18 protein-coding genes are annotated in these 17655 nt (G+C 45.2%); 9 read left to right on the top strand and 9 right to left on the bottom strand.

Annotated features, from left to right (window positions below):
- Positions 1-96: 96 nt before the first annotated feature.
- Positions 97-363 carry a hypothetical protein gene (locus tag VF412_RS04895; protein WP_331338091.1) on the bottom strand — a complete coding sequence of 89 codons (267 nt, stop codon included), beginning with the start codon at positions 361-363 and terminating at the stop codon, positions 97-99.
- 89 nt (positions 364-452) lie between these two features.
- On the opposite strand from VF412_RS04895, the gene VF412_RS04900 reads away from it, so the two are divergent.
- Positions 453-1136, top strand: coding sequence for an RNA pseudouridine synthase (locus tag VF412_RS04900; protein ID WP_331338092.1), 684 nt, complete (start codon positions 453-455; stop codon positions 1134-1136).
- The gene (locus VF412_RS04905) at positions 1133-2002 is read left to right on the top strand and encodes a hypothetical protein (protein ID WP_331338093.1); all 870 of its coding nucleotides are present in this window, start codon (positions 1133-1135) and stop codon (positions 2000-2002) included. The genes VF412_RS04900 and VF412_RS04905 overlap by 4 nt, the downstream gene beginning before the upstream one ends.
- Here the strand turns inward: VF412_RS04905 and VF412_RS04910 are convergent.
- Entirely contained in the window at positions 1999-3426 is a 1428-nt protein-coding gene (locus VF412_RS04910; RefSeq protein ID WP_331338094.1) for a PLP-dependent aminotransferase family protein, read from the bottom strand. The two genes, VF412_RS04905 and VF412_RS04910, sit on opposite strands and share 4 nt — an antisense overlap.
- Before the next feature lie 65 nt (positions 3427-3491).
- On the opposite strand from VF412_RS04910, the gene VF412_RS04915 reads away from it, so the two are divergent.
- Positions 3492-4118, top strand: a complete 627-nt coding sequence (locus tag VF412_RS04915; protein ID WP_331338095.1) for a GNAT family protein — start codon at positions 3492-3494, stop codon at positions 4116-4118.
- Complete coding sequence (locus tag VF412_RS04920) at positions 4096-4710, top strand: FMN-binding negative transcriptional regulator (RefSeq protein ID WP_331338096.1); 615 nt, start codon at positions 4096-4098, stop codon at positions 4708-4710. Before VF412_RS04915 ends, VF412_RS04920 begins: the two co-directional genes overlap by 23 nt.
- On the opposite strand, the gene VF412_RS04925 is transcribed toward VF412_RS04920, so the two are convergent.
- The 5 genes from VF412_RS04925 to VF412_RS04945 all read right to left on the bottom strand — a co-directional run bounded on the left by VF412_RS04925 (position 4700) and on the right by VF412_RS04945 (position 10336).
- Entirely contained in the window at positions 4700-6703 is a 2004-nt protein-coding gene (locus VF412_RS04925; protein WP_331338108.1) for an ATP-dependent helicase, read from the bottom strand. The genes VF412_RS04920 and VF412_RS04925 overlap by 11 nt on opposite strands.
- Before the next feature lie 87 nt (positions 6704-6790).
- Positions 6791-7231 (bottom strand): hypothetical protein, encoded by a 441-nt coding sequence (locus tag VF412_RS04930; RefSeq protein WP_331338097.1) that lies wholly within the window; start codon positions 7229-7231, stop codon positions 6791-6793.
- A gap of 13 nt (positions 7232-7244) precedes the next feature.
- A complete protein-coding gene (locus tag VF412_RS04935) occupies positions 7245-8177 on the bottom strand; it encodes a hypothetical protein (RefSeq protein ID WP_331338098.1) in 933 nt (310 codons plus the stop codon).
- A gap of 12 nt (positions 8178-8189) precedes the next feature.
- Positions 8190-9575 carry a class II fumarate hydratase gene (gene fumC / locus VF412_RS04940; RefSeq protein WP_331338099.1) on the bottom strand — a complete coding sequence of 462 codons (1386 nt, stop codon included), beginning with the start codon at positions 9573-9575 and terminating at the stop codon, positions 8190-8192.
- Positions 9572-10336, bottom strand: coding sequence for an SDR family NAD(P)-dependent oxidoreductase (locus tag VF412_RS04945; RefSeq protein ID WP_331338100.1), 765 nt, complete (start codon positions 10334-10336; stop codon positions 9572-9574). The genes fumC and VF412_RS04945 overlap by 4 nt, the downstream gene beginning before the upstream one ends.
- A gap of 246 nt (positions 10337-10582) precedes the next feature.
- Between VF412_RS04945 and VF412_RS04950 the strand changes: the two genes are divergently transcribed.
- The 3 genes from VF412_RS04950 to VF412_RS04960 are packed head-to-tail and all read left to right on the top strand — an operon-like array spanning position 10583 to position 12290.
- A complete protein-coding gene (locus VF412_RS04950) occupies positions 10583-10882 on the top strand; it encodes a YchJ family protein (protein WP_414640830.1) in 300 nt (99 codons plus the stop codon).
- A complete protein-coding gene (locus tag VF412_RS04955; RefSeq protein WP_331338102.1) occupies positions 10879-11337 on the top strand; it encodes an EVE domain-containing protein in 459 nt (152 codons plus the stop codon). The genes VF412_RS04950 and VF412_RS04955 overlap by 4 nt, the downstream gene beginning before the upstream one ends.
- A gap of 2 nt (positions 11338-11339) precedes the next feature.
- On the top strand, positions 11340-12290 hold the full coding sequence (locus tag VF412_RS04960; RefSeq protein ID WP_331338103.1) for a tRNA-dihydrouridine synthase family protein: 951 nt from the start codon (positions 11340-11342) through the stop codon (positions 12288-12290).
- Here VF412_RS04960 and VF412_RS04965 read toward each other — a convergent pair.
- Complete coding sequence (locus tag VF412_RS04965; protein ID WP_331338104.1) at positions 12287-12898, bottom strand: HAD-IA family hydrolase; 612 nt, start codon at positions 12896-12898, stop codon at positions 12287-12289. The genes VF412_RS04960 and VF412_RS04965 overlap by 4 nt on opposite strands.
- Positions 12899-12965: 67 nt before the next feature.
- Complete coding sequence (locus VF412_RS04970; RefSeq protein WP_331338105.1) at positions 12966-15332, bottom strand: hypothetical protein; 2367 nt, start codon at positions 15330-15332, stop codon at positions 12966-12968.
- Positions 15333-15497: 165 nt separating this feature from the next.
- Between VF412_RS04970 and VF412_RS04975 the strand changes: the two genes are divergently transcribed.
- Complete coding sequence (locus tag VF412_RS04975) at positions 15498-16181, top strand: PAP/fibrillin family protein (RefSeq protein WP_331338106.1); 684 nt, start codon at positions 15498-15500, stop codon at positions 16179-16181.
- A 42-nt stretch (positions 16182-16223) separates the two neighbouring features.
- Positions 16224-17655 (top strand): S9 family peptidase (locus VF412_RS04980; protein WP_331338107.1); only part of this gene is annotated, 1432 nt, incomplete at its 3' end.

Consider the following 17655-nt stretch of genomic DNA (forward strand, 5'->3'; position numbering starts at 1 on the left):
CTCATTTCCGGGGAAATGCGAAGCTCTGAAATGCAAATGAAAAGCCGCGTCGCTCAGTCTTAACAGGACTCCGACGAAGTCGAAGTATAAACCAGTCTACAGGGAAGCCGGCGTATAGACAGGAAGCTCTAAACGAGACACTTCATCCCGGATATGGGCGCGCATCTCGTCGACATCATCATTATACATCCATAGTAGTTCTTCGCGGAGTTTGCGCATGCGCCATAACTGCTCGTTAGTCAGAGGTCTTAAGCTTTCTGCCAAACGCAGAAGATGCAGGTCCACTTCACGCTTGAAGTCGCCATAATCGATGTCGTCTTCTTTATCGAGGAAATCAAGAAACTCCTGAATATAGAAATTCATAGGAACCCCCACACTTTCTATTTTGTGCCCAAAGCATGACTGTGTCCGACGAAGATGTGCCCTTCTTGCCAAGAATCACGAAGATAACTATGCTTCATAACATGGTGAATTTACCCATTATAGCTCACGGGCCTTCGTGGCTTGTCATAAATAAACCTTCCGGCGTCAGTGTTCACAATGACCCGCAGGATGTCGTTCAGCTTTTACGCAAACAACTTAAAGCCGGAACATTTGAAGACATTCACCCCGTGCACCGTCTGGATAAAGAAACAAGTGGCTTGCTATTGATTGCGCTGAATGCAAAGGCCGCCAAGGACTTGGCAGAGAAATTCCAAGCTCGCGACTGCAAAAAAATTTACTTTGCGCTGCTTCGTGGAAGCATTCCTCCATCAGAACTCTGGCAGTCATGGAATCAACCTATTTCTGACAAAGCCGAAGGAAGAAAAAACCCTCAAGGCCTCGCAAAGGATCGCGTAGAGGCACACACCGATTTTCATGTCGTCAAAAGTTCAAAGTATTTCTCGCTCATCGAAGTCAAACTTATGACGGGCAGACAACATCAAATCCGCAAACACTCTGCATTGGCAAAACACAGTATTGTCGGCGATGCCCGTTATGGAGACCCCAAGTACAATGAGCGTATGGCCGATCTGTATGGAACAGAGCGAATGTTTCTACATGCCGCTCGTTTAAAAATTTCCATCGACGGCCAAGAGCACGTGTTTGAAGCTCCTCTGCCAGAGGATTTCGAGAAACTCCTGAAGGGAACATGAGCTTTAAATTCCTTTTCTTCCTTCTGACTATTTTTGCGGGCCTCACGGTGAAGGCGGCGGACTGGGGATTGCCCAATCCTCCTAGTGCAGGCATTGGTGAAGAAGGAACTTTATTCTTAACCGAACCCGGAATGGTCTTTGATATTCACAACAACGATTGGATCGGCCAAACAGACAAACTTCTGACGTTTTCCTCGAATATCTCTTATTTTAAAACTCTTCAGACCAAGGGCAAAGACGATGCGGGCATTCCAGAAGCCTTTAGCGTGAGCTTGGGTTCGCGCCTTCTGACTCCGATCACCAAAGTCAAATTTGGCGAGCCCTACTTGCACCCTCCTATCGGAATTTTGGCAGAGTGGCTTGCTTTACAACTTGCCTACAGCCGTTTATTCGGCCGCTTTAAATTAGAACTCGCCTATGAAGGTGACTTCTTCGGAAATTATCATGGCGATGCGGTTTACCGATATATTCATACAATCGTGAACTCTCCTGACGATTGGGACCGCTATGGACAAAGATTCGAAGGAACTTATGCCTCTTATAATGTCGGACTTGGTTACATATGGAGCGATTGGCTTCTTTCCATGGCCTATTACTCAAACAGCGTGATCATGGAAGAATACACTATTGCCACTAATTTTATTTATCGCTTCAACGAATCACTGAGCTTCGCGGCAGAAAATCGTTTTGTTATGCAGACTACAAGTCATTTTTATGACGAAGTAAGACCTTATCGTCACGAATGGGGTGTCGCCATAAAATGGGGCTTCTGGCAGGCAAATGCTAAGTATGTTTCACCTTATCTCGAGCGCGATCGATACGGGCAATACTTCCTGAGCCCTCTTGTTTTAAACTGGCGCTTTTAAAACCTCTTTAGAATTTGCCCCAAAATATTTAAGCCCGTTCGAATTTCATTTTCATTCACACCGGCAAAGCCAATTCGGAAGTGAGTCCCGTCTTTCTTATGATAATCGACAGATGATTCTTCCTGAAAAAAGATTTCTCTTCGGGCCGCTTCAGCTGCGACCTGGCGCGAGCTTGCGTTCAAGTTCACCCAAAAAGACATTCCTCCGTTTGGGACGCGATAAGAAATATCGTGGTGCGTTTTTAATTTTTCGAGCTCTTCTTGCATGAGCATAAATCTTTTTTCGTAAATCCTAGTCATGCGACGAAGATGTCGCTCAAAGCCACCGTCTTTCATCCACAGAGCCAAAGCCAATTGCGACAAGGTGTCCGTCTGTCTTGAGACCAAAAACTTTTGTTCTGCCAACGCATCATAAAGAGTTTCATGACAGGCAATGACTCCCAACCGAGCTCCTGGAAACAAATTTTTAGAAAAGCTCGCGATATAAACAGCATAAGGACTTTGCGTTGCCAGGGGCGCCGGCGGAGGACTTAAATAATGAAACTCGTGATCGTAATCGTCTTCCAAAACAGGAGTCTGATATTTTTCCGCCAATTGCAGCAAATGCTGCCGACGACGAGGACTCATGGTCACCGTAGTGGGATATTGATGAAGTGGCGTCACATAAATCATTTTAATTTTTTTGGAAGCCATCTCTTTCGCCAGAACTTCCGTATTCAAACCTTCTTCATCAACAGGAATAGGAACGATTTTAAATCCCAGGTTTTCAAAAAGACTCCACACCGGAGGATAGCCCTTGGCTTCCATCGCTACTTCATCGCCGGGTTGCAACAGTGCTTGAGCAATAAGATAGATTCCCTCTTGCGAGCCATTCGTAATTATATAACTTCGGTCCACAATAGATCGCGTCCGGCGGAAGTACTCGGCAACTTGGGTACGAAAAACATCAAGGCCTTCGATAGAGCCATAATTCAGCTGATCGGGTTTTACTCGGCGCAAGGCCTCTGACATCATCAAGCGAAATTCATCCTTCGGGAACAGGTGCAAGTCCGGATGACCTCCCCAGAAGGCGATTTTAAATTTGGCCCGTCGTTCTGCTAAAGAAAATGAAGTTTTTCGAGTGGCAAATTTCGGAGTTTTTTGCGAGGCTTTCTTTTCCCGCACGGATCCTGTGATTGGCGTTTTTTCCGACACAAAATAGTGAGATTTCTCTTGGGCCTCGAGCCATCCTTCTGCAACCAAAGCCTGAAGCGCATTCATGACAGTTAAACGATGGCAGGCATATGTTTTCGCCAATTCACGCGTGGAAGGAATGACCTCCCCAGGCTTCAACACCCCCTGTTGAATCGCGGACAGAAATGTTTGATAAATGCGCGCGTACTTAGGCTTTCCCGCATCTTGGAGCTTTAGATTGAGGCTTTTCATCTGGTCTATCGCCTTTTTAAAATCTGGTTCTTATTAATATACCAGATAAAGCCTATATTGGCATCATGGAAAATACACAGGACATTTGGACGATGGAAACAACTCTTGAAGGCAACAAATTGCGCCTTGAGCCTATAGCACTGAAGCACTTGGATAGCCTCGCTCGCCATGTCCTTTTTCCTAAAAACTTTATAGACGATTTCGGCGGCTGTGTGACTCGCCAGGATGTCGAAAAAGAAATCCAACACTGTCTTCAGGCCCGCACCAACAAGCAAGAAAATGGTTTCGCCATCATCGATAAGACATCTGGCGAGGCCGTAGGCTACAGCAACTATATGTTTATAAATCGCCGTGACTACACCATCGAAATTGGTCGTACACGCATTGGCGTTGAGTATCAAAAAAGTTATGTGAACACCGAAACAAAACTTTTAATGCTTCAACATGCCTTCGAAGTTTTAAAAGCCCAACGTGTGGCATTCAAAGTTGATGCTTTCAATTTTAACTCGCAACGGGCTGTACGCAGACTTGGCGCTAAATACGAAGGTGAAATTCGCAATTACCGTCGTCTTCCTGACGGAAGAATGCGGGACTATCAATGGTTTTCAATTATCGAAAGCGAATGGCCGAACGTGAAGAAAACACTTCACGGATACATGGAGAAGTACAATGTATCGTCCGCAACACTTTAAGCTCGACGATCTCGAAACCTTAAAAGACTTCATCGCAACTTATCCATTGGGAACACTAATCTCTTCTCAAGAAAACTCGTTGCAGATGAATTATCTGCCTTTCGTTTTTGATTCTGAAGGCAGTTCTTTGTCATTGATTGCCCACGCGGCAAAAAATAATCCACAAATGAATCTGCTCGACGGAAGCACCGTCGTTATCGGCTTTCAAGGGCCTGATCGCTATATCTCGCCGTCATGGTATGAAAGCACTCTGGAGGTTCCCACCTGGAATTACGCCGCCGTTCAAGTGCGAGGCCGCGTGGATTTGATCACAAGCTTTGAAGGGATTGAAGAAATTCTGAATAAGTCCGTACAGCATTTTGAAAAGCGCAACCAAACTAATTGGAGTTACGAACTTCCGCAAAAATTCCGGGAAGGATTAGTGCGTGCCATCGTGGGGCTCAGAATTCATGTCGAATCTATAGAGGGCAAATTTAAGTTGAGCCAAAACAGAAAAGATCCAGATCAATTAAAAGTTCAAAAGCACTTAGAAGAAAGCCCTCATACGAACGATCAAGAAATGCTTCAGTGGATGCGCAAGATTACTTATTAATCTTGCTATCTAATTTTGAAAGGAAACTTGCGACCAGATCATCACGCTCTTGACTACTGACCGGGCGAGCACCTAAGGGATATTCTTTATAGAGCTCCGACGGGATTTCGACTAAAAAGCGAGATGGAACTGACGGTCTTACCACGCCATTTTTTTTGCGTTGTTGACAGCGCGACATCACCAGGCGTTTCTTCGCACGAGTGACCCCCACATAGAACAGGCGACGCTCTTCATCGATATCAGAACCTAAATTCTTATGTGGCAAAAGGTCTTCTTCAATTCCAGCCAAAATCACGACTGGGAACTCGAGACCCTTTGAAGCATGCAATGTCATCAATTGGACTTTATTTTTATCTTCTTCGTCTTCGTTCAAATCATCTCGAAGCATCATCGAATCAACAAATGATTTGATGTACTCAACTTCGTATGCACGACGGCCTAAGTAAGAATCAAGAATGCGACCAAGGATCTCGACGACCATCCATTTTTTCTCGGCCCCTGCTGGATCGGCAGCTGTCGAGTATACATATTCGCGATAACCCAATTGTTGAAATAGCTCTACCAATTTCGCACCAGGTGAAGATCCTACCGGGAAATCCAGGATGTGTTTCGGAAGCCACTCGATAAAGCCAAGAAGATCATCGATAGACTCACCGGTTTTATCGGGAATCTCGGCGTCTTTCCACAAACGACATGCATCCAAGAAACTCACACGACGTTTTTGTGAAAACTCTGTGAGCTTTTCAATAGTCGTGTCACCAATACCTCTTGGCGGCACGTTGATAATACGACGCAAAGACACCTCGTTCGGTGCAAAAGACTGCTTTAGATAGGCCATGATGTCTTTGATCTCTTTGCGATCAAAAATCGATGTCCCACCCGAGATATTATAAGCAATACCGGCACGACGAAGAGACGCTTCAATCAAGCCTCCTTGCGTGTTGGAACGGTAAAGCACAGCAAAGTCTTTCAACTTAAAACCTTCGCGCTGGAAATGCAGGATCTCGCTGACAACAAATTCACATTCATCTTCTTCCCTTTCTAGGACGAAGACTTCTGGAAGATCGCCGGTCGTTTGTGCAGCTTCCGCTTTCAAAACCTTACCGTGACGATTCTTATTTTTCGAGATCGCGGCATTAGCCACCGCCAAAATTTCACCTGAAGAACGATAATTGCGCTCAAGCTTGATCACTTCGCAGTTTTTATTTTCGTGGGGAAAGTTCAAAATATTTTTTACTTCCGCTCCACGCCAGCCATAGATGGATTGATCGTCGTCACCGACAACGGTGATGTTCCTATGCGAACGCACGATCTGTTGAATCAAATCCATTTGGATGCGGTTGGTATCTTGGAACTCATCCACCATCACTTGCGAAAACTGATTTTGAACTTTCTCAAGAATCTCTGGATGCTCTTTGAAAAGCTGCAAGGGCTTGATCAAAAGGCCTTCGAAATCAACCACCCCCAAATGTTCAAGACGCTTTGCGAACTTCGGCGCAAGAAGCTCTACCACTTCATGGTATTCGTCCTGACCTTCATGGACGGGCGCAACCCCCGTCCGCTTGTCATTGATCATCGTAAGGATTTTATCGATGTCGAATTTGTCTTTCGTGGAAATTTTAATGTCTTTGATAAGCTCTTTCAGAACAGCATTGCAGTCGGTTTGGTCCACGATCCCGAAGTAAGGTGAAAGACCCGCGTGTTTATGAAAGCGACGCAGGATCTGCAAACCAAAGGAATGGAATGTCCCGGCCCACAAGCCCTCGCCCGCACCACCGAGCTTCTGCCCTACTCGGTGTTTCAACTCACGAGCAGCCTTGTTCGTAAAGGTTAACACGCAGATCTCTGGAGCCTTTGCGACTCTTTCAGAAATCATACGACCCGTACGAGAAACCAAAACTGTTGTTTTGCCTGAACCCGCCCCTGCCAAAATAAGCAAAGGGCCGTAATTATGCTTTACGGCCTTTTGTTGTTCGGGGTTCAGACCCTTCATCCAATCCAAAAAAAATTTCCTAACTAATATGAAAGAACTTAATCACAGCGAGTAGACTTTAATACTCCGACGAAGTCGGAGTGCAAGCTAGACTCTGTTGTGGATGAGTGTTCTTACTTCGTCTTCGAAAACGACTTCGATTTTGTCGCTGGCTGCATCTTTGATGAAGCCCAAACCGAATTTTGGATGTTGAAGTTTTGTGTTTTTATCGAATTTAGATTTCATGTTGTATGTCGCTGTCGGCGCGCCTTCGTTAGACATCAACATTTCGTATTCGTTGCGGTGACTTGATTTACGTGAGCTCAAGGTTTGTTCACGTTTTTTAGCTGCTGCACCCGTCAATGGTTTGCCCGTACGAGTTTGTGCTTTTGGAAGAGAATATGTTTTTTGCGATCCGCAGATTTCGCATTTGATCTTTGCTGACGTCGCCGAAGTGTGAGCTAGTACAACATGGTATCTATCAGCATCACATTTTTTACAGAATGCAAAAAAAGATTTCGCGACGGGCGGCAGAGTATTCATCGTCATTATTTCTTCCTATCTAGTATTGTTGTTTCAATCGATAAATCATTAATTTTTCATCTAAGTTCTTTTGCGCAATCTCACCGGCGCTCAAGAAGTAAGGTCCTTGCTCCAACTCGATTTTTTGTTGCAAGTCTACCATGCTGTCTTCGCTCTGCGGGTCGATGAAGGTCCCTGTCGGGCCGTACTTTTCCAAGAAAGCGAGGTCTTGTTCCTTGTTGAAGAATTTCTCCCAACAATTCGTATTCACCTGTACACGGTAAGTAATAGTTTTAGCATGAGAGTGCACCGGAGCGTAAGCCCCAATCACCTCTAAATGTCCGTAATGCGAGTGGAGTTTCAATGCTGGACTGCCCCATTGAGTCATTCCAGAGCACTGTTCGACGTTCGCGTACCACAATCCAAAGGCTTTAGACATAAAACCAAGCCCATAGAACTGCTCTTCCTTAGGTAAAAGCGAATTCACCGAACATAGGTTGTGAGCGACCCATTCGCCCTTGTGCATCGTAGGGATGATAATAAACAAAGAAAGCGGAACCCAATCCATCTCATCCAGAGATTCAATTTCTTTTAAAACCTTAGAAGTTTTAATAGGGCTTAAGGTCGCAGGATATTTCTTCGGATCCAAAACCTCGCGAACCATCTTGGACAACACCTTCGGTCTCGCAGCGAAACCCGCCACAAATCCCGGCATCACCGCGCAGTCATAAAATACCCAGCGAGGCATCGCCATATTCGAAGGACCAAAGGCACGCTCTTCAATGGAGTAAATGCGATCCGCAAAGGCCACTTCGGTAATATCCAATGGATCTTTCAAAATAGGAGTCTGCGGAAACCAATCCAAACGATGAAAAGAACCTGGCTGTGCGATTTCATTTTCGTGACGAACGAAAACATAAGGTCTTATGTCATCGCTTTCTAACCAGTTTGCTTTTTTAAGTAACTCGTTCATTGATTCCCAATTCTATTTCGGATGAACCATGTCTTCCGGTTTAACTATCTTATCAAATTCTTCGCCAGAAAGGAGTCCAAGATTAATGGCTTCTTCGCGCAGTGTTGTGCCATTTTTGTGGGCAGTTTTGGCGATTTTGGCTGCGTTGTCGTAGCCAATGCGAGGATTTAAAGCTGTCACCAGCATCAAAGAATGTTCCAGATGCTTTTGAATTTGCTTTTTATTCGCTTCGATGCCGTCAACACAGTGATCCGTGAAGCTTTCGCAGGCATCAGCGATCAAACGCACGGAATTCAGCACATTGAAAACAATAAGAGGTTTAAAAACGTTCAGCTCAAAGTGTCCCGTAGCTCCGCCAATGCTTGCTGCCACGTGATTTCCCATGACTTGAGCACAGACCATAGTCATGGCTTCACTCTGCGTCGGATTCACTTTCCCCGGCATAATCGAACTGCCCGGCTCATTTTCAGGAAGATGCAACTCGCCAATTCCACAGCGAGGGCCTGAGCCTAAAAGGCGAATGTCGTTAGCAATTTTCATCAAAGAAACCGCCGCTGAATTCAGGGAGCCGCTGACTTCCACCAATGCATCATGAGTCGCCAACGCTTCAAATTTATTTTCAGCTGAAACAAACGGCAATCCTGTTTCTTTTGCGATGGCCTTAGCTGCTTCCACTGGAAACTTAATATGAGTATTAAGTCCTGTGCCCACCGCTGTTCCACCAAGTGCCAGCTCGTACAAATGCGGCAGAGTGTTTTTCACTCTTTGAATGCCGTGTTTCATTTGGGTCGCATAGCCAGAAAATTCTTGGCCCAGCGTGAGTGGAGTCGCGTCCATCAAATGCGTGCGACCAATTTTCACGATGTCTTTAAATTCATTTTGTTTTTTTTCGAGAGCTTTTTGCAGCTTTTCCATCATCGGAATCAAGCGATGATGGATTTGCTCTGCGACGGCAATATGCATCGCCGTCGGGAATGTATCGTTTGATGACTGCCCTTTGTTCACATCATCATTCGGATGAATTTCTTTCGAGGGAAGTTTAATTCCCATCATATCCATCGCGCGATTTGCAATCACCTCGTTGGCATTCATATTTGTCTGAGTACCCGAGCCCGTCTGCCACACTACCAATGGAAAGTGCGCATCTAATTTTCCAGCGATCACTTCGTCAGCGGCCTTGATAACAAGATCCGCTTTTTTTGCCTCCAGAATTCCCAACTGAAGGTTCGTTTGAGCCGCGCATTTTTTTAAGATCCCCAAAGCACGAATCATCTCGCGAGGAAAATGATCTCCGCCGATGCGGAAGTTTTGAGTCGATCTTTGAGTCTGTGCTCCCCAGAATTTATCTGCGGGGACCTGCACTTCTCCCATGGTGTCTTTTTCTACACGAAAACTCATTCAGACCTCCTAGAAACTATTCCAACATGGGCTTGATCTGTTGGGTAAATGACGAGTTCTTGTATGTTCACATGTTTTGGACGTCCCACACACCAAGCAATCGTCTCGGCGATATCTTCAGCACGAAGCGGAGTCATTCCCTCATAAACCTTGTCGGCCTTTTGCTGATCTTGCAGACGAACTTTAGAAAACTCCGTATTCACCATGCCGGGTTCAATATTTGTCACGCGCACATCTGTTCCTGACAAATCCATGCGAAGTCCCTCTGAAATTGCACGCACTGCAAACTTAGTGGCGCAGTAAACTCCACCACCTGGATATGTCCAACGACCTGCCACGGAACCGATGTTGACAATATGACCTGAATTTCTGCGAACCATGTGCTCGACCACTCCGCGAGTCATATACAAAAGACCTTTTACGTTTGTGTCGATCATGATGTCCCAATCATGAATGTCCGCGTGTTGAATTTTATCGACTCCGCGGGCAAGACCTGCGTTGTTAACTAGAACATCAACATGCGCAAGATCTGCATAATGAGCTTTTAGAAATTCTTGAGTTTCATCACGATCTGAAATATCGAACGAGCCCAACTTGGTTTGGATGCCTGGAAACTTTGTACGAAGATGGCCGGCAAGATTATTCAATCGCTCCGTGCGACGACCTGTTAGGAATAATGAAAAGCCTTGCGCTCCCAAAGCTTCTGCCGTCGCCCAACCAATACCTGAACTCGCCCCCGTAATTAACGCCCATTTTGCCATTTTTACCTCAGTGATTTATGGTGATCCTGCTCCGAAACTTTGGCTAGCTCCTTCGCGTTAGAGCCCTTTCCCAACCCCACACCACTTAATGCCACGCATCGCAAAAAGGTACGGCGTACCTTTTTGGGCGGGTGCTTGTTAGATTCTCGGGTTATGCAATGTCCATGTGGATCCCAAAAAGATTATTTAGAATGTTGTGGCCTTTACCACTCTGGAAAAGCCCAAGCTCCGACGGCAGAAGCGCTGATGCGTTCCCGTTATAGTGCTTTTGCAAAAAATCAAATGCAGTACCTGAAGGACACGACGGATCCTCAGACTTTGCAGGAAATCGACGAAGAGGCCAATCAAGAGTGGGCCGAGCGTGCGAAGTTTTTAAAATTAGAAATTTTGAAAACCGAAGAAAAAGGAACCAAAGGAACTGTGGAGTTCAAAGCTTTCTATTCTGTAGATGATGAAGAATACATCCATCACGAAGTCAGCACATTCCGCAAACAATCCGGCGAGTGGTTCTTTAAATCAGGAAAAGTGAAAGAGGCCAAAGCATGAAATACTGGTTAATGAAATCAGAGCCCGATGTTTACTCTATCGACCAACTGAAAAAAGATAAAACAACTTGGTGGGAAGGTGTACGCAACTATCAAGCTCGCAATTTCATGATGAAAGACATGGAAGTGGGCGATCTTGTTTTGTTCTATCACTCGAACGCCGAACCACCTGGCGTGGCGGGAATTGCCAAAATCACTCACAAGGCCGAGCCCGATAAACAGCAATTTGATAAAAAATCAGAATACTATGACGCCAAAGCCACCAAGGAAAAGCCGATCTGGTTCTGCACCGAAGTAGGCTTTGTAGAAAAATTTAAAGAGCTGGTAAGCCTGCAAGACCTTCGCGACAACGATAAATTGCAAGAAATGCTCGTTCTCGCAAAAGGTTCTCGCCTTTCTGTCCAGCCTGTTGATAAAAAACACTTCGAAATCGTTAAGAAAATGGGCGGTCTTTAAGAATGAAGTTGTTTTTAGCTCCGATGGAAGGTGTCGTTGATTGGGTTATGCGCGACACTCTCACACAATTAGGAGGCATCGATCAGTGCGTGACAGAGTTTCTGCGCGTCACGGATCGTCTGCACCCTGAAAGTGTCTTCTACAAAAATTGTCCCGAGCTAAAAACAGGATCCCGCACTCGCGCAGGAATCCCGGTGTTTGTGCAACTTCTTGGTGGTCATGCCGAACCCTTGGCATTGAATGCCCAAAGAGCGGTGAAGCTTGGCGCCCTGGGTGTTGATCTGAACTTCGGCTGCCCCGCTAAAACCGTCAATCGTCATGATGGTGGTGCAAGTCTTTTAAAATCCTGCGATCGCGTCTTCACGATCGTCGATACAGTTCGCAAAGCCGTCCCTGCCCATGTGCCTGTGACGGCGAAAATCCGCCTGGGCTTTGACGATCCTACAAAGTGCATTGAAATCGCACAAGCCGTTCAAGAAGCTAATGCCAATTGGATCACGATCCACTGTCGCACAAAAACAGATGGCTACAAACCACCTGCTTATTGGGATTGGATTCCGCGCATTAAAGAAAAAACCAACATCAAGATTATCGCGAATGGCGAAATCTGGAATGTCTCTGATTTTCATCGCTGTGTTGAAGTGACTCAATGTGAAGACTATATGATCGGCCGCGGAGTGATGAGCAACCCATTCATCTTTAAACAAATCAAGCAAAGCCTCGCGAAAGAAACAGTGGATGAGATGAATTGGGCCAATGCAAAACCATTGCTGCCACAATTTTTTGATGCCAGCACTTCCTACATCAATGACTACTTTGCCGTGTCACGCACGAAGCAATGGTTAAAAGCCTTGTCACTGAAAAATCAAGAAGCCAAAGCCGTTTTCGATGAGATCAAGATCTTCAAGAAACCAAGCGAATTCCACAGTCACCTGCTTCGTCATACAACTTAAAACTTTACTTGCGGACGCAATTTCAAATCACTCATGACTTTGAGGCATTGCATGCCTGCACTGTGGGCTGATTGAATTCCTAAATCGGCATCTTCAAAAGCTAAACAGTTTTGTGGCTGAAGATTTAAAAGTTCAGCTCCCTTGAGAAAACAATCCGGTGCGGGCTTTCCGTGAGAATAATCTTCCGCACAAACGAGCGCATCAAAATATCTTCCAATGCCCAGTTCTTGCATGGTCAGCTCAACGATCTTGCGACGACTGCCCGTCACGATCGCCATAGGAAGTTCGCCGTGATAGTGCTTTATAATATCCATGACTGGTGAAATCGTTGTCACAGATTTCAAGGACCCTAAATAGTGAACTTCTTTTTCTTTCAAGAACTGATCGGCCTGAATTTTTGAGCCATGCATTTCATTTAATAGCTCGACAATTTTTTTAGTAGGGATTCCCGCCCAAGCCTGATGTTGCTCTTTACTTAGACTCAAACCGTATTGAGCAAGGGATAAATTCCAAGCCTCTAGATGAACACCCATCGTGTCCACAACAGTGCCATCGAAATCAAATAAAAGACCTAGGAATTCGTGAGTGGGATAATATTGCTTTAACATGAAGCTATAATCGCATAATTCTGAAAACTACACAACTGTGGAAGGCCGCCGCAGCCCAGAGGTTTGATTAAGGAGAATAATTGGAAGGAGTCCCCTTACTCGTGAAACTTTGGTTGAATGAACGCAAAGACTCCTCGAATTTCTTCTGAATCAATGCGCGCTCCTGGACGGATAACTTTACACCCGGTGCCTCTCCAATTAATAACTTAACGGTACCGTCATTCAAAACCTGCGTGCGCATATCGAGACCAAAGGTAAGACCTTGAAGCTTACGTGGTTCCATAACGCTGCTTAGTGATGCACGAAGCAGTTTTTCTACGCTTTCTCCGTGAGTACTAAGAACATTTCTAGTTGCGATATCGGTGACACCATCTGGAACAAACGCCAGGCGGAATTTCCCAGAGTATTTGCTGTCAGCCAAAGCTGTTAAAATTTTCTTTTTGTCCGTATCATTTAATGGCTTCACGGCAATAGCGACACAGTCATCCCCGGAGCACACTGTGCGGATTTTTCCTGGATCAACAGCCTTTGTAACAGTATCTTCAAAAAATTTCTTTTGAGCCTTAAATTCGACTGTTACAGATTTTTCCGCCTTGCGAGTTTCAATCAAAGCCTGATCCAAATTTGAAGATTTCGAAAGAGCTTCCGCAGTTCCCTTTATATTCGAAGCCCCTAGGCCTATCACGTCTGCAGAAAAGCCCCCTTGAACCGCATCATTCAAATGAGCCACCTCACGCTGAGGAACGAAAATCCCCGGAGAAAATTCATCCGTGCTTTTCACATAGGTTTGCAGCTCTTTAACTGTCGAAGAAGGAATGTTGGTTAAAGCGAAACGATCCTTTAGAGCCGCGGCAATTTTATCATCGTTGCCCATGTTTTTGCGAACGATGTCAAACGCATCCGAATTCAATGTATTGCCTTCTAAGACGGAAGTTCCATTTAAGCTGGTGCGCAAATTTTGACGGGATTTTTCGACGTTCATAAGCTTGCTTGTCAAATCGCCAGAAAGATTCTCTTGCGCGTAGCTTTGCACAATATTGTCTGCTTGCGAGCGGGAATAGCGAGCCGCCACATTAGCTTGTTCTGCGGACTGACCGACACCAGCACGAAACCAATCCGTCGAGGCGTCTCCGTCACGAACAACTTTTTGTAGTTTCAAAAATTGTGCGAACTCCTGATTTGTCTCTTTAAAAATTTGCTGCAAACGCTGATCAAGATCTTTCGGGATCTTGCCACTAAAAGCAAATCGAGAAGACTTAAAGTCCGAGTACTGATCGATAACAAGATCTGGAAATTGCTTTTTAAGTTCTTCGATTTTATCAAACAGAAGCTTCTTGTGATAATTTGTCAGACTTGTCACAAGATTTTTATCTTTCAAAGTATCATTCAAGCCCTTCAACTGACTATTTTCCACATCCAAGAATCGAACTTTAGAATTGACACCCTTTTCAGCAATAGCGATCCATTTTTCATTCTCTGTCACAGTCGTTGGCGAATAGGTCAGGAAATCTTTTACCAGCGCCTCACGTGTCATTATTGAACCACGATACAACTTGCCGACGGCACTTACTTCGTCAGTTGCACGGATGGCTTCTTCCGCGGCAATTGCTCGCCCTGTCGCAGCCACAAGACGAGCCCCTTTAAAGGCCGCTCCCGCCAGAAGAGTGGGATCCACGACGTTGCCGATAACATAACAAGCCATCTCAACCTTTGCTAAACCACTGTAACAGGAAAATTTCTGATATTCCTGGCCGATTTTATCCCCAACCATGTTCATAAGATCGCTGAGCATAGTCTCTTGTACCGGCGTTAGACGATTATTTGACGGTGGAGTTGCACGAGGTCGGCCTGGAGCCCGATCTAAAGAAGCTTGATAAGCCTTCATGTCTTGAGCCTGAACGTAAAGATAAGCGGCCGTGTACTTATTAAGTTGGTCATCACTCATCGTATTGTAACGATGATCCTCTTTAACAAGGTCCCGTTTACACGCAATCGACTTGTTGCACTGGCGAATGAATTCGTTTCTTTGCTTTACACTGGTCTTGAAATGATCCCAACTTGATTCGATGAAACTGCCAAGTGAAACAGTTAGATCCTTAAGGGCGATGCCTGTATCCACCAAAGCATTTTTATATCCTCGTAAGCAGGCAAGCTCTTTGCTCTTCTCGTACTCTTCCTGCTCTTTACACTGAGATTGGAAATCACAATGCTTCAACAAGGATTTCATTTCAGGATTTTTTTGCGCAAGGCCGTCGCAATCCAAGGCCTTCATCTGCATGTTGCAAGTGCTTACCAAATTCTTAACGTATTCATTACTTGATAATAAACAGCTTTTTGATTGAGAGCAGAGGGCTAACAGACCTATGGACGATCCATCAAATGCAAAGCCATAAAGAGGAACTAGCACAAGGGCTAGGACGCGAACAAAAAACAATGACAACTCCCGCGATTCTTTTCGGCTTTTTCACAATCGGGTGAAGTCTTAATCAATGTTCCATAGAACTTCACAAACAGTTTCTGCCCAAAAACAACATGGCAGCATGAAGTTCCGAGGGTATCTTTGAAGTCGCTTATCAAAAAAACCAAATGGAGGCTTCCCATGGCTCGACTTATGGCTGCTTTCGCAACGGCTTTAATACTTTTCATCCCCCTTGCTCACGCAGATGATACCGCCGATCAAATCCAACAACTCAAGTACGAGATTTTGCAAATCGCATTCGATGCTCAGGGCACTTACGATAGTGACGACAACAATCCAGAGGTTCGCCAGAAGTTAGATCCACTTGTAGACCAATTGGTGGCGCTAGCTCCTAAAAGAACAGAACAGCAAAAGTTGGTGGATGTGATCGGCACTTGGTATCAGGTTTGGGCCGACGGACCAGGCGGCCAACCAGGCCAAGGCGCTTTAGCAGACTCGATCTGGCAAGTCGTTTTCCCCGAAGGCTACTACTGGAACGTGGCTCGTGACCAATATGGTCAAATAAAAAACATGGGCTACTTGCGCGGGAAATTTACGGTGGGAGATAATGCACTTTCGATTGAATTTACCAAGGCCGTGACGAATCCGACGTGGAGTTTTGCCGAGCCGACACGTCAAGCTATGCTCGCAGAATTCGGTACTTACGATGGAAATCCGACAACTTTCCCTCCCGGCACAAGTCCCGTGGGGAAAAAAGGCACATTGGCGAATGTCTACGTGGATGAAGACATCCGCATCGTGCGCGGTGGAGGTGGCGACTTCGGTGTCGACAATGCCTATCTGTATATTCTTGAGCGTGACTAAATTCTGACTTATATTCGGGGCCTCAATAAGGGGCCTCGATTCATGCGTTATTTAGTTCTTTTACTTTTATTCGCACTCTCTTCTTGCACGACTAAAACGACTCAAGTTAAAAAAGAAACCATGCCTAAGGAAAACTCTCAAGATCCTTATTTGTGGTTAGAAGACGTTGAAAGCCCCAAAGCTTTAGCTTTTGCGAAAGCAGAAAGCAAACGAACTGTGGCGCACTTCAAGCGCGATCCTCAATTTAAAAAAATTGAATCTAATATTTCTAAAATCGCTTTTGCCGATGACAAACTTCCCAGCATCACATTGATGAACGGCGAATTTTACAACTTCTGGCAAGACAAGAAACACACGCGCGGCATCTGGCGCAAAACTTCCATTCAAGAATTCCAAAATAAGAAACCAAAATGGGAAACAATTTTGGATCTTGATGCTCTGGCAAAAAAAGAAAAAGAAAACTGGGTGTGGGGTTGGTATCACTGCCTACCGCCTGCTAACAGTCGTTGCTTGATCAATCTTTCTCGCGGCGGCAAAGACGCCACCGTTGTTCGTGAATTCGACATGAAGACAAAAGAGTTCGTCAAAAACGGATTCACTTTGCCTGAAGCAAAATCCCGCGTGTCATGGATTGATTTTGACACCGTTTATGTGGGAACTGATTTCGGACCCGGCACGATGACAGACTCTGGTTATCCGATGATTTCCAAAATCTGGAAACGCGGTCAGCCTTTGTCAGAAGCCAAAGAGGTTTTCAAGGTCGGCGCCAAAGATATGTCTGGTGGAAGTTACACATACTTCACACCACAGAAGAATTATCGCTTCCACATTCGTACGGCTTCCTTCTTTGAAAATGAAGTTTGGTATGAAACAGATAAAGGTGTGCGCACTCTCCTGCCGCTGCCATCAAGCGCAGAATTTGTCGGTGTCTTCAACGACGGATTCTTATTCACTTTGCGCGAAGAGCTTAAGACAAATACTCGCTTGATTCCTGCCGGAAGTTTGGTTTCACTTCCCATGGAGCGCTTAAAAAACAAAGACACCGCTTTGGATTTCCTAGATATCCTTTTTGCACCTCGTGCGAAAAGATATTTGAATTCTGTTTCTATTGCAAAGTCAGCGATTTACTTGAATGTCCTTGATAACGTTCAAGGAAAAATTGCGCGCATGACTCGTCAAGAAACCGGCACATGGCAGACTGCAGATCTTCCTCTGGGTGCCAATGGAACGACGGCAGTTTATGACTCAAATGAGTTTGATGACTTGTTCCTGGTGTCTTACACTGACTTCCTGACTCCTTCATCGATTTACTTAGGCTCGCCGCCTGATCAGAATTTGCATTGGACTTTGCTGAAACAGTCTCCGCCAAGATTTAATACAAAAAATCTGATGGTTGAACAGTTTGAAACAAAGAGTAAAGACGGCACGCTTATTCCGTACTACATCGTTCACAAAAAGAATCTGAAATTGAATA

Origin of the sequence: Bdellovibrio sp. (assembly GCF_036384735.1) — a bacterium.
Taxonomy (GTDB): domain Bacteria; phylum Bdellovibrionota; class Bdellovibrionia; order Bdellovibrionales; family Bdellovibrionaceae; genus Bdellovibrio.